Below are 21,492 nucleotides of genomic sequence, written 5' to 3'. Positions count from 1 at the left end.
AATCCTTTTAATCAAACAATGATTCAATGTCGTTAATCAGCTCGCTGGCGGTGATGTCGTCGAGCATGGAAAAAGTAAGTAAAGGTTGTTTACCGTAGCGATCATCTGGCGAGGTGATTTTTACGCTTTCAACAGGTAACAGGTCGCCATAACCTGTTTCACCATAAATTAATGAAAAATGTTCTGTTTCAAGTTCGAGATCGCCATAAGGGGTAGATTTGCGCATCGCATAGACGCTGCCGCTTTCTTCCAGACGTTGCCAGCCTCGGCGCTCTAGCCCGACAATACGTCCGGCCTGACAGAGCTGTCCTTGCCAGCGTGTCAGGTCGTGGGTATTCCGTTCATTATCAGCAAGACGATAACTACCACGATCGAGCTGTTGGAAGGGGGGAAGCAGTTCGTAATCAGCGTAAATTTGCCTGAATGCAGCGGCAGATTCAGGGGGGATCTCCAGCACATGCGGTATACCGATGTTTCCTGCTGGCAGCGTGAATAACTCATCCTGCGCATCGCTGTAAGTGCTGTCTTCTGCGACCCGGAAGCAGGCAATCAGCGTGTTTTCCTCAGTATATACTCCCCATAACAGCCGTCGGGTTAAGTGACGTACCAGCGGATGCTCCACCAGAAACAGGCGGAACTGTTCTGCCGTCCAGCGTCTGCGCTGGCACATAGCCTGCTCCAGACGATCAATCTGCTGACTGGCAATGGCGCGCACATCTTTCTTCAATTGTTTGAAGAGGTTAACGGCGTCAGTTGCCAGTGTTTTATCATCGCTCTGATTTGGTTTGGGTAAATCTTTCAGGACTTTGCCGTTTGCATCGCGCACTACAGGTTTTAAGGTTTCGTCAAAAACAACGGTGAATTGACGTGGGCCGAAATCCAGTATCAGCGAGCCACTGCTATCAAGCCCTAAATCTGGAGCCAGGCGGTCTTCCAGTTCAGCCATAGTCAGCCCACGGTTTTCAGCAACTATGTTGATTTTCTCGCGGGCATGTTCCTGTAATGCAACGAATTTAATCTTTTTCGCAATGCCATTAAGCAGCATTAGCGCAACATCGCTGCCAATATCAGCTAATACATCCAACCCGGACACCGCCCGTTTATGCTGTGATTCCCCAGGCCAGGCACGGATAAGCGGGGTTAATTTACGCGCGGTGTCGTCATTGCCTAAAATCCCCAGCGAAGTAAATGCCCAGTTTTCTTTTGCGGGTGCGCCAGCTTCTGTCCAGGCGGTATACAGATCCCAGCCAAAGTCAGCCAGTGATTCGCGAGTGAAGGTTTCTTTGATGATCTCCAGCCCAGCGTAGGCGGTAATGTCGCGAGGAAAGCTCAGCATAGTGCCCAGGTGGCGCATAGCGTCATCTGGTAGAGGCAGGTTGTTACTTTTAAGCCGTGGTCTGCGCCATAAGGTGAACTGATAAAAGCCGGGCAGTGGGGCGATTTTTGCGGGATATTCTTCCAGAGGATCGCTATCAAATAATGTTGCCAGCGCAGCTAAAACATCAGGTTGATTATATCCTTGCGCGATTTTCTCAATCGTTTCTCGCTGGTTTAATTTCACTAGCAGTCGGAGCGCCTGGCGGGCATATTCCCGATTTTGGCACGGTTTGCCCAGCGCCAAAGGCAGTAGCCCGGCGGCGGCATGGCGCGGGTTATTTGCCAGCCAATTAACGGCATCCTTGTAAGCCATTTTTTTCTGTAACCGCTGCGCCATTGGTAAGGCTAGTTCACTGGCCCCAATAAAGAGGGTGAATATCCACAGTCGTTGATGATCTCGTTGCAAGCAGGTCATAAACGCAGGAATGGCCGTACTACCAAAAACTGCCAGAATCTCTTTCTCACCTGAATATCGCTCCTCAATGATTATTTGGTTGAGAAATGAAATCGCCTGTTGTCCCGGTAAGTAACAAAGCGCAGATAAATTCCAGCTTTTGTTGGCATTGTTGTGATATTTCGCAAACTCAGCTTTTAGTGCTGGAAAATCAAAGCGCAACAAGGCATCAACAGCGCTTTGCGGTATGTGTTTTTTTTCATGTAAGTCATCTTCGCAATGCAGCCATTCATTAAAACCTAATTGCCAAAGGATTTGTTGTTCTGGTGTAAAAGGAATGAAAGATGTCTCCCAGCTTTCTTTTTCAATTAGTGGTAGGTCGGTAAATAAGGTTTGCTGTGATGCCTGATATTTCGCGATTTCACTGAATCTGGATATGTCAGTGTGACTGATTAACTCTGTAATTCCAGGTGTGATGTCAGTGACGGAAGGGATGGGAAGTACCGGTAAATCAAATACGGGTATTACATTCTTTTTCTTATTTATTGCCCACGGTGGAGCGACAAGCAGCTCTGGCAACATATCCGCAGTGGCATACTCATATTCTTCAGCTACTGACTGAGGACGACATTCAGATAAGATGCCTGCCGCTTTAGCATTAACCCAGGGAATGACGTCGCGTACTAATTCTGGCGTGACGGTAATCAGTTTGACAAGCGCTTTACGCCACTCTTTGTCTTCATGTATTGCCAGCAAAGTAGCATAAGCGGCAATAGCCGCAGCGGGATGTTTTTGGCAGGCTTTGCTTAAGTATTCCAGGTGCTTTTTCTTGCCATTTACACCGAGGATCAGAATTTGAATCGCATCCGGGTGATTCGTTTTCCATAGCCATTTGACAAGATCTTCAGTCTCGCTGATGCGCTCGAAGAGATAAGTGGGATTGTCAGAATGCTCTTCCACAAACTCAGTAAGTATCCGGCTTACACCGCGCCCCCCATTATTTGCCAGCAACATTGCCAGATAAGCGCGAAAATCACGATACAACGGTGGGAAGTCGTATTTTTCTGCTGTAGTCAGAGCTATATCATCGGTTACTACCAGTCTTAACCAGGTTATCGCCGGAACGTTTTGGTCTGCATAATGTAGCGCCATAGCATTGGCAATATCCGGGCGTTCAGGGAGCAGTAACGCGGCAAAAGGTTGCCGTGCTGGGGATAGCGTCGGAATAGCAGTAAGCACTTTATCCACACAGCGTTGCCACTCATCTTCTGAAGCGAGTGAAAGATGATGACATAGACGTTGATGCCAACTCGGTAGCGATTCTGCTTCGTGATTAGGTGGAATGATGGTGGTTACTGCGCCTTTTACTGGTTTATATTTGAGTTGAAGAGCGAGAAGGGCGATTTCAACGGCACTTTCCAGACCACAGCGAATGACTAAGTCATCGACCAGTTCATCTTGAGAGTAAGAGTTCCAAAAGCCCCAGAGCAATGCTGCATCAGATTGCGCACTCCCTGTCGGTTGATTACCCTGAACTCGCATTTGTAACTCAGCAAAAGCCTGCTGCCAGTTTTCTGGATAAGAGCGGTAATTATTGTCGGGGTCATATGCCCTCGTGTTATTCGCGATGCGCTTCCATATTTGGCCATCTTTGTGCAGATAATTGATATCTCTGGGGCGAGAGCGATGTGGAAAAGCAAATCGGTTAATATCGTCGGTTAGCGGAATGGCTGCATCATCAGCCAGCCATGGGCGTTTGTTTTTACTCTCAGGTGAAGTTTCAACGTCAGGAGTGACTTTGGTGACGGGGGGGATATGCACGTTTGCCGAAGCGTCTTCCACATAGCCTTTTTTCGTTTTCTCAGCGATAAGCTTCAGTTCCGCTTTTTCCGCCGCCGCAGCATCCGCAAAGCTTTTTATCTGGCTTTGCCCTTGGGTGCCAACTTTTCCCCAACTGATATGCAACTCGTTACCTTGCTGCTCCACCGCCCAGAATTTATGTGATTTTTCGTCCTGATAGATATAACTCTTCATCCGCGTTCCCTGTATTTATATCCAGTTATAAGCGGATGCTAGCAGTTAATGAAAAAAATTAAGAGCGTTGAACAAACAAGAAAACAACTTTAGGAATTCATAAAGAAAAGGCGCTGTCGATGCAGCGCCTTGAAGGGGGATTATTTCACCTGATGGCCCGGTTTAGCACCGGCATCCGGGCTTAGCAGGAAGATATCTTTCCCGCCAGGACCGGCAGCCATCACCATGCCTTCGGAGATACCGAAGCGCATTTTACGTGGTGCCAGGTTAGCCACCATAATGGTGTGACGACCAATCAATGCCTGCGGATCCGGGTAAGCAGAACGAATGCCGGAGAAGACATTGCGTTTTTCACCGCCGAGATCCAGCGTCAGGCGCAGCAGTTTGTCAGAACCTTCAACAAACTCTGCGTTTTCGATCAACGCCACGCGCAGGTCAACTTTGGCGAAGTCGTCAAAGGTGATGGTTTCCTGAATCGGATCATCTGCCAGCGGGCCAGTAACTGGTGCGGCAGTGGCTTTCACTTCTTCTTTAGATGCTTCCACCAGTGCTTCAACCTGCTTCATGTCAATACGGTTATACAGCGCCTTGAACGGATTCACTTTGTGGCCCAGCAGCGGTTGCTGGATACCATCCCAAGTCAGTTCCGTATTGAGGAATGCTTCTGCACGCTCGGTCAGTTTTGGCAGTACCGGTTTCAGGTAGGTCATCAGCACGCGGAACAGGTTAATGCCCATAGAGCAAATCGCCTGCAGGTCAGCATCGCGACCTTCCTGTTTTGCGACTACCCACGGAGCCTGTTCATCGACATAGCGGTTAGCCAGGTCAGCCAGTGCCATGATTTCGCGCACTGCTTTACCAAATTCACGGCTTTCCCACGCTTCGCCAATCACTTCAGCGGCATCCGTGAAGGTTTTGTACAACTGCGGGTCAGCCAGTTCGCTTGCCAACACGCCGTCAAAACGCTTGTTGATAAAGCCCGCGTTACGGGATGCCAGGTTTACAACCTTATTAACGATATCGGCATTCACGCGCTGGACGAAATCCTCGAGGTTGAGATCGATATCATCAATGCGCGAAGAGAGTTTCGCAGTGTAGTAGTAACGCAGGCTGTCAGCGTCAAAATGATTCAGCCAGGTGCTGGCTTTAATAAAGGTGCCGCGAGACTTGGACATCTTCGCGCCGTTCACCGTTACATAGCCGTGAACAAACAGGTTGGTCGGCTTGCGGAAGTTGCTACCTTCCAACATGGCAGGCCAGAACAGGCTGTGGAAGTAAACAATATCTTTACCGATGAAGTGGTACAGCTCGGCGGTGGAGTCTTTCTTCCAGTATTCATCGAAGCTTACGCTGTCGCCGCGCTTGTCACACAGATTCTTGAAAGAACCCATGTAGCCAATCGGTGCGTCCAGCCAGACGTAGAAATATTTGCCCGGCGCGTTCGGAATTTCAAAACCGAAGTAAGGGGCGTCGCGGGAGATATCCCATTGTTGCAGGCCAGATTCAAACCACTCCTGCATTTTGTTTGCCACCTGCTCCTGCAACGCACCGCTGCGGGTCCATGCCTGCAGCATTTCGCTGAAAGAGGGCAGATCAAAGAAGAAGTGTTCAGAATCACGCATTACCGGGGTAGCGCCAGAAACCACCGATTTCGGCTCGATCAGTTCAGTCGGGCTGTAGGTCGCGCCGCAGACTTCGCAGTTATCGCCGTATTGATCCGGGGATTTACATTTCGGGCAGGTGCCTTTTACAAAACGGTCCGGCAGGAACATGCCTTTTTCCGGATCGTACAGTTGAGAGATGGTGCGGTTTTTAATAAAACCGTTTTCCTTCAGGCGAGTATAGATAAGTTCTGACAACTGTCGGTTCTCTTCACTGTGCGTCGAGTGATAGTTGTCATAGCTGATGTTAAAGCCTGCGAAATCAGTCTGATGCTCCTGACTCATTTCGCCAATCATCTGCTCCGGAGTGATACCAAGCTGCTGAGCTTTCAGCATGATTGGTGTACCGTGGGCATCGTCGGCGCAGATGAAGTTGACCTCGTGGCCGCGCATTCGCTGGTAACGGACCCAGACATCAGCCTGGATGTGCTCCAGCATATGGCCGAGGTGGATTGAGCCGTTAGCGTACGGCAGTGCGCACGTCACCAGAATTTTCTTCGCGACTTGAGTCATAGTAGGCATTACTTCTTAATAGTGAAAAGGGGTTAGATAGTACCAAATGGGAAAATGTTAAGTAAGTACTTCTCTATATTCTTCAGGTAAACTATCAGCTGATGGTTTATCTATACAAAAAAGGAGTCGGGATGAACGAACAATCCCAGGCCAAATCACCAGAAGCCTTGCGCGCAATGGTCGCCGGGACACTGGCCAATTTTCAGCACCCAACCCTGAAGCATAACCTCACCACGCTGAAAGCGTTGCACCATGTCGCCTGGATGGACGACACGTTGCATGTGGAACTGGTTATGCCATTCGTCTGGCATAGCGCGTTCGAAGAGTTAAAAGAGCAATGTAGCGCTGAACTGCTGCGCATCACCGGGGCGAAAGCTATCGACTGGAAACTGTCGCACAATATCGCCACCTTAAAACGCGTGAAGAATCAGCCGGGAATTAACGGCGTGAAGAACATCATTGCGGTCAGCTCCGGTAAAGGCGGCGTGGGTAAATCCTCCACGGCGGTAAATCTGGCGCTGGCACTGGCGGCGGAAGGGGCGAAAGTCGGCATTCTGGACGCCGATATCTACGGCCCATCAATACCCACCATGCTGGGCGCAGAAAATCAGCGTCCAACTTCGCCGGACGGTACCCATATGGCACCGATTATGTCTCATGGACTGGCAACCAATTCAATTGGTTATCTGGTCACTGACGACAATGCGATGGTGTGGCGTGGTCCGATGGCGAGCAAGGCGTTAATGCAGATGTTGCAGGAAACCTTGTGGCCGGATCTCGACTATCTGGTGCTTGATATGCCGCCAGGCACCGGTGACATTCAATTGACACTGGCACAAAACATTCCAGTAACTGGCGCGGTAGTGGTCACCACCCCGCAGGACATTGCGTTGATCGATGCGAAAAAAGGCATTGTGATGTTCGAGAAAGTCGAGGTTCCGGTGCTCGGTATTGTCGAGAACATGAGCGTGCATATTTGCAGTAACTGTGGTCACCATGAACCGATTTTCGGTACCGGTGGTGCAGAGAAACTGGCCGAGAAATACCACACGCAGTTGCTGGGGCAGATGCCGTTACACATCTCCTTACGTGAAGATCTCGATAAAGGCACGCCAACGGTTATCAGCCGTCCGGAGAGCGAATTTACCGCTATCTACCGCCAGCTGGCTGACCGCGTTGCAGCCCAGCTTTATTGGCAGGGAGAAGTCATTCCTGGCGAGATTTCCTTCCGCGCGGTCTGACGCGTATTAACCTTTTTGGTTGTTTTTCGTACACCGCAGAGATGTTACATTGATGCGGTGTATTTGTTTTTGCCGCATTAATGAACACTTATTTAATGCTGCGAATATTCTGCGGACCTTCGTCCGAAACTCTATAAAGTCGATTGATCGTACAGGCAATGCTTCATTATCATCCTTCGTGGCTGTGTAGTGGATGTACAGCTATAGTTTGTTATGCACTCATTCTATCCAGGCATAACCTTTACTACAGGGATAACGTTCAATGAATAAGTACTGGCTGTCAGGAATTATTTTTCTTGCCTATGGAATGGCTTCTCCCGCGTTCTCTTCACAGACTGCCACATTAACGATTAATGGCAGGATCAGTCCCCCAACATGCAGTATGGCTATGGTTAATGGTCAACCTCAACAGCATTGTGGTCAGTTAACGTATGATGTTGATACCCGTCATCAGGTTTCTTCGCCAGTCAAAGGTGTGACGACAGAAGTGGTTGTTGCAGGTAGCGATAGCAAACGTCGAATCGTGTTAAATCGCTACGATTAATTTGCCACCCTGGTTCTTTAAGCGGATTTAGAAAGCTGAAATCATTCGCGTGAATGATTTCAGCTTTTTTATTGATATTAATAATACCATTTAAAAAAATCTGCATTAATTAATAGATGTGATAAATATTTAATATGCTTAAGTATTTGTTGTATTTATATTGCAATGGTTAATTTGTTTTAAATCAATAAAACAATATGTTTACATTGCGGCAACTTTTTTGATGTGAGAAATTTGTTTCCAAGAGATACAGACTCTTAACAACCAAAAAATAAATTTTATTAAGGAACATATTATGAAACGTTCAATTATTGCTGCCGCTGTCTTTTCTTCTTTTTTTATGAGCGCTGGGGTATTTGCCGCAGACGTTGATACCGGAACATTAACCATTAAAGGGAATATTGCAGAATCTCCGTGTAAATTCGAAGCGGGTGGCGATTCAGTAAGTATTAATATGCCAACTGTACCAACCACTGTCTTTGAAGGTAAAGCTAAATACTCGACCTATGATGATGCAGTCGGTGTAACCAGCAGCATGTTAAAAATTAGCTGTCCGAAAGAAGTTGCTGGTGTAAAACTCTCGTTGATTACCAACGATAAAATAACCGGAAACGATAAGGCGATAGCCAGTAGCAACGATACCGTGGGGTACTATCTCTATTTAGGTGATAACAGCGATGTCCTGGATGTTTCTGCACCTTTTAACATTGAAAGTTATAAAACAGCGGAAGGTCAATATGCCATTCCGTTTAAAGCGAAATATCTGAAACTGACAGATAACTCAGTGCAATCAGGTGATGTGTTATCTTCTCTGGTTATGCGTGTGGCGCAGGATTAATAAATAAAATTTCAAATTTCCCCAGGTAATAAACATGGCCGCTATCCCCATGGCGGCCTTTTAATTTAAGAGGCATTAAGATGAAAGGATTATTAGCTTTACTTATTTCTTCTATGGTCCTTCCTGCGCATGCCGGAATTGTTATCTACGGGACGCGCATTATTTACCCGGCAGAAAATAAAGAAGTGATGGTGCAGTTGATGAACCAGGGAAACCGTTCTTCGCTGCTGCAGGCGTGGATTGATGATGGCGATACGTCGTTACCACCAGAAAAAATTCAGGTTCCTTTCATGTTAACGCCACCAGTGGCAAAAATAGGGGCAAATTCCGGGCAGCAAGTAAAAATCAAAATTATGTCGAATAAACTGCCCACTAATAAAGAGAGCATTTTTTATCTGAATGTTCTGGATATTCCACCAAATAGTCCAGAGCAAGAGGGCAAGAATGCACTGAAATTTGCAATGCAAAACAGAATCAAATTGTTTTACCGGCCTGCGGGTATTGCACCGGTAAATAAAGCGACATTTAAAAAGTTACTGGTAAATCGCAGTGGCAATGGATTGGTGATAAAAAATGACTCAGCAAATTGGGTAACGATTTCGGATGTCAAAGCTAATAATGTTAAAGTCAATTATGAAACTATCATGATTGCACCATTGGAAAGTCAGAGTGTTAATGTCAAAACTAATAATGCGAATAGCTGGCATCTGACCATTATCGATGACCATGGCAACTATATTAGTGACAAAATTTAATTGCAGGAGCTACCTATGTTGAGAATGACCCCACTTGCATCAGCAATCGTAGCGTTATTGCTTGGCATTGAAGCTTATGCAGCTGAAGAAACTTTTGATACTCATTTTATGATAGGTGGAATGAAAGACCAGCAGGTTGCAAATATTCGTCTTGATGATAATCAACCCTTGCCAGGGCAGTATGAAATCGATATTTATGTCAATAAGCAATGGCGAGGGAAATACGAGGTTATCGTTAAAGATAATCACGAAGAAACATGCCTGGAAAGGGAAATTATAAAGCGATTGGGTATTAATACCGATAACTTTGCCAGCGGTAAGCAATGTTTAACATTTGAGCAACTTGTTCACGGTGGGAGCTATACCTGGGATATCGGAGTTTTTCGTCTCGATTTCAGTGTACCGCAGGCGTGGGTGGAAGAACTGGAAAGTGGCTATGTTCCACCGGAAAACTGGGAGCGGGGTATTAATGCGTTTTATACCTCTTATTATGTGAGTCAGTATTACAGCGACTATAAAGCGTCGGGTAATAGCAAGAGTACATATGTACGTTTTAACAGCGGGTTAAACTTACTGGGGTGGCAACTGCATTCTGATGCCAGTTTAAGTAAAACAAATAGCAATCCAGGGGTGTGGAAAAGCAATACCCTGTATCTGGAACGTGGATTTGCCCAACTTCTCGGCACGCTTCGCGTGGGTGATATGTACACATCAAGCGATATTTTTGATTCTGTTCGCTTCAGCGGTGTGCGGTTGTTTCGTGATATGCAGATGTTGCCTAACTCGAAACAAAATTTTACTCCACGGGTGCAGGGGATTGCTCAGAGTAACGCGCTGGTAACTATTGAACAGAACGGTTTTGTGGTTTATCAGAAAGAGGTTCCTCCTGGCCCGTTTGCGATTACAGATTTGCAGTTGGCCGGTGGTGGAGCAGATCTTGATGTCAGCGTGAAAGAGGCGGACGGTTCGGTAACCACCTATCTGGTGCCTTATGCAGCAGTGCCGAATATGCTGCAACCCGGCGTGTCGAAATATGATTTTGCGGCAGGTCGTAGCCATATTGAAGGGGCGAGCAAACAAAGTGATTTTGTTCAGGCGGGTTATCAGTATGGTTTTAATAACTTATTGACGCTGTATGGCGGATCGATGGTCGCGAATAATTATTACGCGTTCACTTTGGGGACTGGCTGGAATACACGCATTGGTGCCATTTCCGTCGATGCCACGAAGTCGCATAGTAAACAAGACAACGGCGATGTGTTTGACGGGCAAAGTTATCAAATTGCCTACAACAAATTTGTGAGCCAAACGTCGACGCGTTTTGGTCTGGCGGCCTGGCGTTATTCGTCGCGTGATTACCGGACATTTAACGATCACGTTTGGGCAAACAATAAAGATAATTATCGCCGTGATGAAAACGATATCTATGACATTGCCGATTATTACCAGAACGATTTTGGCCGTAAAAATAGCTTTTCTGCCAATATGAGCCAGTCATTGCCAGAAGGCTGGGGTTCTGTGTCCTTAAGTACGTTATGGCGAGATTACTGGGGGCGTAGCGGCAGCAGTAAGGATTATCAGTTGAGTTATTCCAACAACCTGCGACGGATAAGCTATACCCTCGCGGCAAGCCAGGCTTATGACGAGAATCATCATGAAGAGAAACGTTTTAATATTTTTATATCGATTCCCTTTGATTGGGGTGATGACGTTACGACGCCTCGTCGGCAAATATATATGTCTAACTCAACGACGTTTGATGATCAGGGTTTTGCCTCAAATAATACGGGATTATCGGGAACCGTTGGAAGCCGGGATCAATTTAACTATGGGGTCAACTTAAGTCATCAGCATCAGGGAAATGAAACGACAGCTGGAGCGAATTTAACCTGGAACGCGCCGGTGGCAACGGTGAATGGCAGTTATAGTCAGTCGAGTACTTATCGACAGGCTGGAGCCAGTCTTTCAGGGGGCATTGTCGCCTGGTCGGGTGGCGTTAATCTGGCGAACCGTCTTTCCGAAACGTTTGCTGTGATGAATGCGCCAGGAATTAAAGATGCTTATGTCAATGGGCAAAAATATCGCACAACAAACCGTAATGGAGTGGTGGTATACGATGGAATGACACCTTATCGGGAAAATCACCTGATGCTGGATGTGTCGCAAAGCGATAGCGAAGCAGAATTACGTGGCAACCGGAACATTGCCGCCCCTTTTCGCGGCGCGGTTGTACTGGTTAATTTTGATACCGATCAGCGCAAGCCCTGGTTTATAAAAGCGTTAAGAACGGATGGGCAACCATTAACGTTTGGTTATGAAGTCAATGATATCCACGGTCACAATATTGGCGTTGTCGGCCAGGGAAGCCAGTTATTTATTCGCACCAATGAAGTACCGCCATCGGTTAATGTAGCAATTGATAAGCAACAAGGGCTTTCATGCACAATCACCTTCGGTAAAGAGATTGATGAAAGTAGAAATTATATTTGCCAGTAATAGTCAGGTGGTTCTATGAAAATTCGCATAATGCTATTTATATTAACGATGATGGTTATGCCTGTGAGCTATGCAGCATGTTATAGTGAGTTATCTGTTCAGCACAATTTGATTGTTCAGGGGGATTTTGCACTTACTCAAACACAAACGGCGACATATGAGCATAATTTCAACGATTCATCATGTGTGAGTACAAATACCATCACTCCCATGAATTCATCGGATATTATTGTTGGGCTGTATAACGATACAATTAAATTAAATTTACATTTTGAATGGACCAATAAAAACAACATCACGTTGTCAAATAATCAGACCAGTTTCACTAATGGTTATTCGGTAACGGTGACACCTGCGGCCAGTAATGCAAAAGTGAATGTTTCTGCGGGGGGCGGCGGTTCAGTGATGATTAATGGTGTTGCGACATTATCCAGTGCTTCATCATCGACACGCGGGAGTGCTGCAGTACAATTTTTACTGTGTTTATTCGGTGGCAAGTCATGGGATGCATGTGTAAATAGCTACAGAAATGCATTGGCACAAAATGCAGGTGTCTATTCCTTTAATCTGACATTGTCATACAACCCGATAACCACAACCTGCAAACCGGACGATTTATTAATTACTTTAGAGAGTATTCCCGTTTCACAATTACCAGCTACAGGTAACAAAGCAACAATAAATAGTAACAAAGGGGATATTGTTCTGCGTTGTAAAAACTTATTAGGTCAACAAAATCAAACATCACGGAAAATGCAGGTGTATTTATCAAGTTCTGACTTGTTAACCAACAGCAACACAATACTGAAAGGTGCGGAAGATAATGGCGTAGGATTTATTCTTGAAAGTAATGGTTCTCCAGTCACACTTTTAAATATCACTAACAGCAGTAAAGAATACACAAATTTAAAAGAAATTGCGGCAAAGTCAAAACTTACAGATACAACGGTTTCAATTCCGATAACTGCCAGTTACTACGTCTACGATACAAATAAAATTAAATCTGGCGCACTGGAGGCAACCGCATTAATCAACGTGAAATACGACTAATAACAAGCAAGACGAGCAAGTGGCTAATAATAAAAAATAACAAGGTGTCTGCATTTCCCCCTCATGATGAGGGGGCTTTTTTTAGCGATGATAAAAAATCTCACCATCGTAGGCTTTAATGATTTTACCGTCGGTGTCGCTGATCAACACGTACGCGCCACCCATATAGGTCCAGTGCGTCCCGGCATCAGGCGCGGGCAGGTTACGTAACTGCCACTGCTTAATGTTGTACTCATCGGTGCGGTACATCTCTGGGACGGTATCGCCTGGTTTGAAATGCTTAAAGTCAGCAATGAAACTGCTTAACTCATACTTAGAAATTCCCGAGGTATTGGTCGAACCCGCGGTGGCTGGTGCGGCCCAGGCGGCACTGGTAACCAGCAAAAGCACACCCAGCAACATCTTATTTTTAATGGTCATAAACTCTCCACTTTGGGGATCTGTAATATCAGTCGCATATCTTTCCTGCCATACAATATAACTGACAAGCGATATTTTGTTAGTGATCCCATGATTTCGTAAAAAGTGTAAATGAAAGGATGCCCTAAAAGCATCCTTAGCGAGCAGAGAGCCAGCGGAAATAGCTGATTTAAGAATCATCCTGGGCTGAAGATAACATGCAGCCTATCGCATAATGCCCATAAAGCCATGCACGCCCATATACACCCCAACTAAGCCAATCAACAGACTGGAAAAATAGGGGGCACGTTTAGCGAGAGTGTTAAATCCGCTCCAGCGTTTTGCGACCTGCTGAACGCTGATTGCTGCGCCAACGCCTACGGTGACTAGCGTTAACGCCAGGCCAATGCTGAAACTGACGACCAGTGTTGCGCCTAGTGTCAGGGCTTTCAACTGAATACAAATCAACAGCACGGTAATTGCTGCCGGGCAGGGGATCAGTCCACCTGTTAACCCAAACAATAAAATTTGCCAGTTGGTCACTTCTCTGCCATTGAAGCGTCGTTTGATGTCATTGGCATGGGCTCGTGCATGAGCATCCTGATACTCCCCATGTTCGTGATGGTGATGATGTCCATGGTCGTGGTGATCTTCGTGATCGTGATGATACTCATGATCATGCCCGTGCATATTCTCCAGCCAGTTGCGTTCGCCGCGCCAGGTACGCCAGAACATCCAGAACGCGGTGCCAATAATGATCACCGCGGAAATCAACTGGAGCCACGGTTCTGCAGATTGAGCAGTAAAACGTTTGCTGATCACCATCCCGCCAAAGGCAATCAACCAGACCACCGCGGTATGCGAAATGGTTGCTGCCAGTCCGAGCATCACCGCCTGTTTAATGGTGCCTTTGATGGCGATGATAAACGCCGCCATCATCGTTTTTGAGTGCCCTGGTTCCAGGCCATGAAGCGCACCAAGTAAGATGGCGCTGGGAATGAAGAACCAGGCGTTTCCTTGCTGAAGAAGAGTGGTAAATTCGGTCATGATAATAATTCTTAGTATTAATTCGGCAATCCGATTCTACTCCCCCCCAGTACCTGATACTACCCCCCAGTAGAATAATAGTGCTATGATTTTTCATGTTCTTGTTAACCAGGTGTTGCCATGTCTCATACAATCCGTGATAAACAGAAACTGAAAGCGCGTGCCAGTAAGATTCAGGGTCAGGTCGTGGCGCTCAAGAAAATGCTCGACGAGCCGCACGAATGCGCAGCTGTTCTACAACAGATTGCTGCTATCCGTGGCGCGGTAAACGGCCTGATGCGCGAAGTGATTAAGGGGCATCTGACGGAACACATCGTTCACCAGGGGGATGAGCTAAAACGTGAAGAAGATCTGGATGTCGTTCTGAAGGTGTTGGATTCATATATCAAATAATTTCACAACGTTATTGTAATACCGCCGTTTTTCCTCGTTTACAACGTGTGCGCGGGACATTACCATCCATCTCTGCGATTCATCATCGCAACCAAACGACTCGGGGTGCCCTTCTGCGTGAAGGCTGAGAAATACCCGTATCACCTGATCTGGATAATGCCAGCGTAGGGAAGTCACAGACCACCAGGTCATTGCTTCTTCACGTTATGGCAGGAGCAAACTATGCAAGTCGACCTGCTGAGTTCCGCGCAATCAGCGCACGCGTTAAACCTCTTTTACCAACACTCTCCTCTTGTGCATTGCATGACCAATGATGTGGTGCAAACCTTTACTGCCAATACTTTACTGGTGCTCGGTGCATCGCCAGCGATGGTTATCGAAGCAGAAGAGGCCAGTCAATTTGCGGCTATCGCCAGTGCCTTGCTAATTAACGTTGGCACGCTGACGCAGCCACGCGCACAGGCAATGCGTGCTGCCGTTGAACAGGCAACACACTCCCAAACGCCCTGGACGCTTGATCCGGTCGCGGTTGGCGCACTCGATTATCGTCGCCGTTTTTGTCATGAACTTTTATCTTTTAAACCGGCAGCGATACGTGGTAATGCTTCGGAAATCATGGCATTAGCTGGCGTTGCTAATGGTGGACGGGGAGTGGATACCACTGACGCCGCGGCTAACGCGATACCTGCTGCACAAACACTGGCACGGGAAACTGGCGCAATCGTCGTGGTCACTGGCGAGGTGGATTATATTACCGATGGTCGTCGCACCGTTGGCATTCACGGCGGCGATCCGTTAATGACCAAAGTGGTAGGAACTGGCTGTGCATTATCGGCAGTTGTCGCTGCCTGTTGTGCATTACCAGGCGATATGCTGGAAAATATCGCATCTGCCTGTCACTGGATGAAACAAGCCGGAGAACGCGCCGTCGCCAGAAGTGAAGGGCCTGGCAGTTTTGTTCCCCATTTTCTTGATGCGCTCTGGCAATTGACGCAGGAGGTGCAGGCGTGAAACGAATTAACGCTCTGACGATTGCCGGTACTGATCCGAGTGGTGGTGCGGGGATTCAGGCCGATCTTAAAACCTTCTCGGCACTTGGCGCTTATGGTTGTTCAGTAATAACCGCCCTGGTAGCGCAAAACACCCGAGGCGTGCAATCGGTGTATCGCATAGATCCTGATTTTGTCGCCGCGCAGTTGGATTCGGTGTTCACTGATGTGCGAATCGACACCACTAAAATCGGTATGTTGGCGGAAACCGATATTGTTGAAGCGGTGGCAGAACGGTTGCAACGTTATCAGATCCAAAACGTGGTACTCGACACCGTTATGCTGGCAAAAAGCGGCGACCCGCTGCTTTCACCTTCGGCAGTTGCCACGCTACGCAGTCGATTATTGCCATATGTTTCATTAATAACGCCAAACTTGCCCGAAGCAGCCGCCTTGCTCGACGCGCCACACGCGCGCACCGAACAGGAAATGCTGGAACAAGGGCGATCGCTGTTGGCGATGGGCTGTGGCGCAGTGCTAATGAAAGGTGGTCATCTGGATGATGAGCAAAGCCCGGACTGGCTGTTTACCCGCGAGGGTGAACAACGGTTTACCGCACCGCGCATTATGACCAAAAACACTCACGGCACTGGTTGTACGCTCTCTGCGGCGTTGGCTGCACTGCGCCCGCGCCATACAAACTGGGCTGACACCGTACAGGAGGCAAAAAGCTGGCTTTCATCGGCATTAGCCCAAGCCGACACGCTGGAAGTTGGTCACGGTATTGGTCCGGTTCACCACTTCCACGCCTGGTGGTGAGCACCGTACTATAGCTGCTTTGGTTATTGTCAGCCTTTGGCGCTGACATTCAGGGATGAAACCAATGCAGCTTAGCATCACCAGTCGAAAAAAATTCACCGCTTTATTATGCGCTCTTGGGCTAATTTCCATCGTTGCAATTTATCCGCGTCAGACGGTGAATTTTTTCTATTCGACAGCTATTCAGATTAAAGACTACATCCACTTCTACGGTTATCGCCCGGTTAAATCTTTCGCTATTCGCATTCCTGCCAGTTACACCATTCACGGAATAGATGTTTCGCGCTGGCAGGAGCGGATCGACTGGCAGCGGGTGGCTAAAATGCGCGATAACGGTATTCGTTTGCAATTTGCCTTTATCAAGGCGACGGAAGGCGAAAAGCTGGTGGACCCGTATTTTTCGCGTAACTGGCAACTAAGCCGCGAAAATGGCCTGTTGCGTGGGGCGTATCATTATTTTTCCCCGTCGGTATCCGCCTCAGTTCAGGCGCGATTATTTCTGCAAACGGTGGATTTCTCACAAGGCGATCTCCCTGCCGTGCTGGACGTAGAAGAACGGGGAAAATTATCGGCAAAAGAATTACGCAAGCGGGTAAGTCAGTGGCTAAAAATGGTCGAAAAACGCACGGGAAAAAAGCCGATTATTTACTCAGGAGCCGTTTTTTATCACACCAATCTGGCGGGCTATTTCAATGAATATCCGTGGTGGGTGGCTCACTATTATCAACGTCGTCCGGACAATGACGGCATGGCCTGGCGCTTCTGGCAACATTCCGACCGTGGCCAGGTGGATGGCATTAATGGCCTGGTGGATTTTAATGTGTTTAATGGCACGGTGGAGGAGCTGCAGGGATTCGTTGATGGGATTAAAGAAACGCCTTAAATAAGAAGCAGTGATATACTCCCTCCAGACTCATCGCCTGGAAAAAGACAAATGGAACAAGCGCATACCCAGCTGATTGCCCAACTGAACGAACGTATTTTAGCAGCGGATAACACGCCGCTTTATATTAAGTTTGCCGAAACGGTGAAAAATGCCGTGCGCAGCGGGGTGCTGGAACATGGCAATATTTTACCCGGCGAGCGCGATTTAAGTCAGTTAACCGGCGTTTCGCGTATTACGGTGCGCAAGGCGATGCAGGCGCTGGAAGAAGAGGGCGTGGTGACACGTTCGCGCGGCTACGGCACGCAGATTAATAACATCTTTGAATACTCGTTAAAAGAAGCGCGAGGATTTTCTCAGCAGGTGGTGTTGCGCGGGAAAAAGCCCGATACGCTATGGGTTAACAAGCGAGTGGTTAAATGCCCTGAAGAGGTGGCGCAGCAATTGGCGGTCGAAGCGGGTAGTGATGTCTTTTTGCTTAAGCGTATTCGCTATGTTGATGAAGAAGCGGTCTCTATTGAGGAGTCGTGGGTTCCGGCGCATTTAATTCATGATGTTGATGCCATCGGAATCTCTCTTTATGACTACTTCCGCAGTCAGCATATTTTTCCAAAGCGTACCCGTTCCCGCGTTAGCGCCCGGATGCCGGATGCCGAGTTTCAGTCACATATTCAATTAGATAGTAAAATACCGGTGCTGGTGATCAAGCAAGTGGCGCTTGACCAACAGCAACGGCCTATTGAGTACAGCATCAGCCACTGTCGCAGTGATCTATACGTTTTTGTGTGTGAGGAGTAGTTCCTCGCGGGTTGGCGCGCAATCACCGCCGCGATGCCCGACAACCCACGACGCCACTGCATTGCCCAGCAATACGGCATCCGCCAGTGGCAAACCAGAGGCCAGTCCAGCTAATACGCCACCTGCATGACTGTCGCCCGCCCCAATGGTGTCTACAACTTGCGTTGGAAATGCCGGGATGCAGCCAGAAGCGTTATTGCTGAAATACCATGCGCCTTCTTTATCCAGACGAACGATCAACGGCGCGGCAAATTTCTCCTGCCATTGCTTGCCAAGTGTTGTTATCTCTGCTGATAAAGCAAAACGTTCGGCGGCAATCTCAACCTCCTGACGATTGAGTGACACTAAAGGTCGACAGGCCATGATTCGCGCCAGTAATGCATCCGGGATATCGCCAATACGTGGGCCAAAATCGATGAACGGCGTCACGTCTTGCAGACTCTCCAGCCATTCCACTAACAATTCACCGCAGGGCGAGGCCAGTTGATAACCGGAAAAATAGAGCAGGCTGCCAGGCGCAACGGTTAATCGCGCCAACCATTCGCGATTCCACTGATTTTCCACACCACTGAACGACATAAACGTGCGTTCACCATCAGGCTCAACCAGCGCCAGACACCAGCCGTTATCGCCTTCGGCGTTATCGATGAGGCTGATTAATCCTTCTTTCGCCATCCGGTTACGAATAATTTCCGCCCACACACCCTGGCCGAGCGGCAGGGCATTACCCGCTTCGATACCGAGGCGATTTAACGCCACGGCAATATTCAGTGCACAGCCGCCAACGTTAACGCTCTGCTGTTTCAGTTCGATATCGCACCCACGCCAGGGTAGGGCATAAGCGTCGGCGATCACATCAATGACCGCCGCGCCGACGACCATCACCGGCTGACGCGTGGTTAATTCAGGCAGCAGCGTGTGTAATCGAGCGCCGCTCATACCGCCTCCCGTTGTTGGCGATACTTTGCCAGCGCCGTGGCATAATGATTAAAATCAAGCTGATTTACCGCATCCAGCTCCGTCTTAAACGCAGGATCGATAGCGTTAACGCCATGCAATGCGCCGCAAATCGCCGTCGCCATAGCGCCGATGGTGTCTGTGTCGCCGCCAAGGTTAGCGCACAGGATGGCGCAACGGTTCGGGTCGGTTTGTGCCAGTTCAACCAGCGCAATGGCGCACGGAACGGACTCAATAGTACTGGTACCTGCCCCAACCACCTGATACAGCTGTTCGCTGGCGGATTCGGTGCCGTCGGCATTGCGCACAATTTTCAGCGCAATCTCCAGACGTGCTGCCAGTGAGGCGCTGAAGGTAGTGATGCGTTTTTGCTGTGCATGTCGCGCAATCGAGGGTAGAGAATCAACAATCGCTGACCAGCTTTCTCCGTCAATGGCACGGGAAATCGCCCATGCGATGACTACTGCACCTGCCACCGCCAGATCGGATTTATGGGTCGGGCTGGACGCCAGCGCCACATCATCAATAAAGGAATCAACATCGCGCGCCGGAAGCAAACAACCTAATGGCGAGACGCGCATCGCTGCGCCGTTGGTCACGCCATTGTTTTCCAGTTCAGCAACGGGTTTACCGTCGCGAATGGCGTTAAGCGCAATCTTCGAAGTTGGGCCAAGCACGTTTTTGTTAAAGGCGTTGAAACGCAGCGCCCAGTCGAGAATATTACGCCCAATCAGATCCGGATCAATCTCGCCTTCACGTTCCAGTAACGCATCAGCCAGGCAAAGAGCCATTGAGGTATCGTCGGTAAATTCGGCGCGGTTAAAATAACAGGCCGCGTTATTCTCCTTTGGTCCAGGCAGAAAACGGTCAATCCAGCCAAAGTGTGCTTTAACGCGGCTGCGTGGCCAAAGCTCGGAGGGCATCCCCATCGCATCCCCTAACGCCTGCCCATAAAGAGCACCGAGAATACGTTCTGTTTTCATTTAACTTCCCCTTGTGTCAACGCAATATCGCGATCATCGACCTTGATAGCCGTAATTTCGTTGTCGGATTCGCGGAAAAAAATCATGAACAGCACGGCGATAATGGCAATCATCACCGCGCCGAAAGTCCACATCCCGGACCAGTTGAAAGTCAGTCCGTTTACCGGTTCCGGATAAGCGAACATCTTTTCCATCATCACACCGCCAAGACGATAGCCGAGCAAACTGCCGAATCCCTGGCAGCAGAGCGTGATCAGCCCCTGCGCAGCGGTACGCATATGCACGGGGGCTTTTTTATCGACATAGATGTAAGCGGTAACGTAGTAAAAATCGTAACTTACTCCATGCAGCAAAATGCCGAGGAACAGTAACGCGTAGGTGAAATATTCATCCGCACTACCGTAAATAAAGAAGCCATAGCGGATCGCAGCGGTGACCAGACCAAGTAATAATACCTTTTTGATACCAAAGCGTTTGGTAAAAAACGGCAATGCCAGCATAAAGAAGATTTCAGAGAACTGGCCGAGCGTCATCCAGCCGGTGGCGTTTTTCATGCCGACTTCTGTCAGATAACCGTTGGCAAAGATGTAATAGAACGCCAGTGGCATCGCAAACAGGAATGAACAGAAGAAAAAGACGAGGAAGTTTTTATCGCGTAGCAGGATCAGCGCATCCAGGCCGAGCATGACTTTAATGTCCATTTTGCCGGTGCTTTTTGGCGGCGTGTCGGGCAGGAAAAACGCAAACACACCGAGCAGAGCAGAACTTCCGGCGGTAATCAGCAGCGGGATGTTAGTCGGAGAGATATCGGCATAACCCAGCATTTGCGGCAAAAATCCACATGCCAGACCGGAGGCAATCCAGCCGATAGTGCCCATCACACGAATGCGTGGGAAATCACGCTCCACATCCGGCACGTTGGCAAAAGCGATACTGTTAGTCAGCGCAATGGTCGGCATATAGGTTAGCGAGTAGGCCAGCAGTAACGGGAAGAACCCGGCAAAAGTGGTCTGTTGCGCAGCGAAATACATCAGCGCCGCACCAGCGAACATCAATACCGCCAGCACTTTCTGCGCCGAGAAAAAGCGGTCAGTGATGGAGCCAACCAGAATTGGCGACAGGATCGCCGCAATGGCGGTACAGGCATACGACCAGCCAATTTCTCCGGCACTAAAACCGCTTTTACTTAACCACAACCACAATGGCACAAACCACGCGCCCCAGATAAACCATTCAACAAACATCATGAACGACAGCTTTGCTGTTGTTTTCATCTTTTAATTCCTTCATGACAGGTAATGTAAGGTACGCGATGACAATA

At 48.3% G+C, this 21,492-nt stretch carries 18 protein-coding genes and 1 riboswitch; of the genes, 11 read left to right on the top strand and 7 right to left on the bottom strand.

Going from position 1 to position 21,492, the window contains the following annotated elements; genetic code table 11:
* Nucleotides 1-7: 7 nt before the first annotated feature.
* Nucleotides 8-3,805, bottom strand: a complete 3,798-nt coding sequence (locus QUE74_RS13790; protein WP_000844402.1) for a DUF4132 domain-containing protein — start codon at nucleotides 3,803-3,805, stop codon at nucleotides 8-10.
* A gap of 140 nt (nucleotides 3,806-3,945) precedes the next feature.
* On the bottom strand, nucleotides 3,946-5,979 hold the full coding sequence (metG, locus tag QUE74_RS13785) for a methionine--tRNA ligase (RefSeq protein ID WP_001360779.1): 2,034 nt from the start codon (nucleotides 5,977-5,979) through the stop codon (nucleotides 3,946-3,948).
* A 131-nt stretch (nucleotides 5,980-6,110) separates the two neighbouring features.
* On the opposite strand from metG, the gene apbC reads away from it, so the two are divergent.
* From apbC to QUE74_RS13755, 6 genes are all read left to right on the top strand, one after another.
* Entirely contained in the window at nucleotides 6,111-7,220 is a 1,110-nt protein-coding gene (gene apbC, locus QUE74_RS13780; protein ID WP_001005448.1) for an iron-sulfur cluster carrier protein ApbC, read from the top strand.
* A 262-nt stretch (nucleotides 7,221-7,482) separates the two neighbouring features.
* A complete protein-coding gene (locus QUE74_RS13775; RefSeq protein ID WP_001046488.1) occupies nucleotides 7,483-7,764 on the top strand; it encodes a YehE family protein in 282 nt (93 codons plus the stop codon).
* 295 nt (nucleotides 7,765-8,059) lie between these two features.
* Nucleotides 8,060-8,602, top strand: coding sequence for a fimbrial protein (locus QUE74_RS13770; protein ID WP_000830468.1), 543 nt, complete (start codon nucleotides 8,060-8,062; stop codon nucleotides 8,600-8,602).
* Between the two features lie 80 nt (nucleotides 8,603-8,682).
* The gene (locus QUE74_RS13765) at nucleotides 8,683-9,357 is read left to right on the top strand and encodes a fimbria/pilus periplasmic chaperone (RefSeq protein ID WP_000677344.1); all 675 of its coding nucleotides are present in this window, start codon (nucleotides 8,683-8,685) and stop codon (nucleotides 9,355-9,357) included.
* Between the two features lie 15 nt (nucleotides 9,358-9,372).
* Nucleotides 9,373-11,853 (top strand): fimbrial biogenesis outer membrane usher protein, encoded by a 2,481-nt coding sequence (locus QUE74_RS13760; protein ID WP_000945477.1) that lies wholly within the window; start codon nucleotides 9,373-9,375, stop codon nucleotides 11,851-11,853.
* Between the two features lie 15 nt (nucleotides 11,854-11,868).
* The gene (locus QUE74_RS13755; protein ID WP_000702207.1) at nucleotides 11,869-12,903 is read left to right on the top strand and encodes a putative fimbrial-like adhesin protein; all 1,035 of its coding nucleotides are present in this window, start codon (nucleotides 11,869-11,871) and stop codon (nucleotides 12,901-12,903) included.
* A gap of 81 nt (nucleotides 12,904-12,984) precedes the next feature.
* Here QUE74_RS13755 and rcnB read toward each other — a convergent pair whose 3' ends face one another.
* Both rcnB and rcnA read right to left on the bottom strand, forming a co-directional pair.
* Entirely contained in the window at nucleotides 12,985-13,323 is a 339-nt protein-coding gene (gene rcnB / locus QUE74_RS13750; protein ID WP_000153074.1) for a Ni(II)/Co(II) efflux transporter accessory subunit RcnB, read from the bottom strand.
* A 204-nt stretch (nucleotides 13,324-13,527) separates the two neighbouring features.
* Nucleotides 13,528-14,349 carry a nickel/cobalt efflux protein RcnA gene (gene rcnA / locus QUE74_RS13745; RefSeq protein WP_000134589.1) on the bottom strand — a complete coding sequence of 274 codons (822 nt, stop codon included), beginning with the start codon at nucleotides 14,347-14,349 and terminating at the stop codon, nucleotides 13,528-13,530.
* 120 nt (nucleotides 14,350-14,469) lie between these two features.
* On the opposite strand from rcnA, the gene rcnR reads away from it, so the two are divergent.
* The 5 genes from rcnR (at nucleotide 14,470) to QUE74_RS13720 (ending at nucleotide 18,231) form a co-directional block, all read left to right on the top strand.
* Complete coding sequence (gene rcnR, locus QUE74_RS13740) at nucleotides 14,470-14,742, top strand: Ni(II)/Co(II)-binding transcriptional repressor RcnR (protein WP_000019944.1); 273 nt, start codon at nucleotides 14,470-14,472, stop codon at nucleotides 14,740-14,742.
* A gap of 91 nt (nucleotides 14,743-14,833) precedes the next feature.
* A riboswitch (TPP riboswitch) is annotated at nucleotides 14,834-14,930 on the top strand.
* Between the two features lie 34 nt (nucleotides 14,931-14,964).
* Nucleotides 14,965-15,753 carry a hydroxyethylthiazole kinase gene (gene thiM, locus QUE74_RS13735; protein ID WP_001195625.1) on the top strand — a complete coding sequence of 263 codons (789 nt, stop codon included), beginning with the start codon at nucleotides 14,965-14,967 and terminating at the stop codon, nucleotides 15,751-15,753.
* Entirely contained in the window at nucleotides 15,750-16,550 is an 801-nt protein-coding gene (gene thiD, locus QUE74_RS13730; protein ID WP_000822253.1) for a bifunctional hydroxymethylpyrimidine kinase/phosphomethylpyrimidine kinase, read from the top strand. Before thiM ends, thiD begins: the two co-directional genes overlap by 4 nt.
* A 64-nt stretch (nucleotides 16,551-16,614) precedes the next feature.
* Entirely contained in the window at nucleotides 16,615-17,433 is an 819-nt protein-coding gene (locus QUE74_RS13725; RefSeq protein ID WP_001354758.1) for a glycoside hydrolase family 25 protein, read from the top strand.
* 51 nt (nucleotides 17,434-17,484) lie between these two features.
* Nucleotides 17,485-18,231: a GntR family transcriptional regulator gene (locus QUE74_RS13720; RefSeq protein WP_000434034.1), complete on the top strand. Its 747-nt coding sequence runs from the start codon at nucleotides 17,485-17,487 to the stop codon at nucleotides 18,229-18,231.
* Here the strand turns inward: QUE74_RS13720 and QUE74_RS13715 are convergent.
* The 3 genes from QUE74_RS13715 to QUE74_RS13705 are packed head-to-tail and all read right to left on the bottom strand — an operon-like array spanning nucleotide 18,205 to nucleotide 21,445.
* A complete protein-coding gene (locus QUE74_RS13715; protein ID WP_000011992.1) occupies nucleotides 18,205-19,170 on the bottom strand; it encodes a carbohydrate kinase family protein in 966 nt (321 codons plus the stop codon). The genes QUE74_RS13720 and QUE74_RS13715 overlap by 27 nt on opposite strands.
* Nucleotides 19,167-20,171: an ADP-ribosylglycohydrolase family protein gene (locus tag QUE74_RS13710; protein ID WP_000846200.1), complete on the bottom strand. Its 1,005-nt coding sequence runs from the start codon at nucleotides 20,169-20,171 to the stop codon at nucleotides 19,167-19,169. The genes QUE74_RS13715 and QUE74_RS13710 overlap by 4 nt, the downstream gene beginning before the upstream one ends.
* Entirely contained in the window at nucleotides 20,168-21,445 is a 1,278-nt protein-coding gene (locus QUE74_RS13705) for a nucleoside permease (RefSeq protein WP_000858470.1), read from the bottom strand. Before QUE74_RS13705 ends, QUE74_RS13710 begins: the two co-directional genes overlap by 4 nt.
* Between the last annotated feature and the right edge of the window lie 47 nt (nucleotides 21,446-21,492).

It is taken from the genome of Escherichia sp. 10290, from assembly GCF_030295155.1.
Classification (GTDB): domain Bacteria; phylum Pseudomonadota; class Gammaproteobacteria; order Enterobacterales; family Enterobacteriaceae; genus Escherichia; species Escherichia coli_F.
The sequence above is the reverse complement of the archived record's forward strand: the minus strand, read 5'-3'. Positions and strand labels throughout refer to the sequence as shown.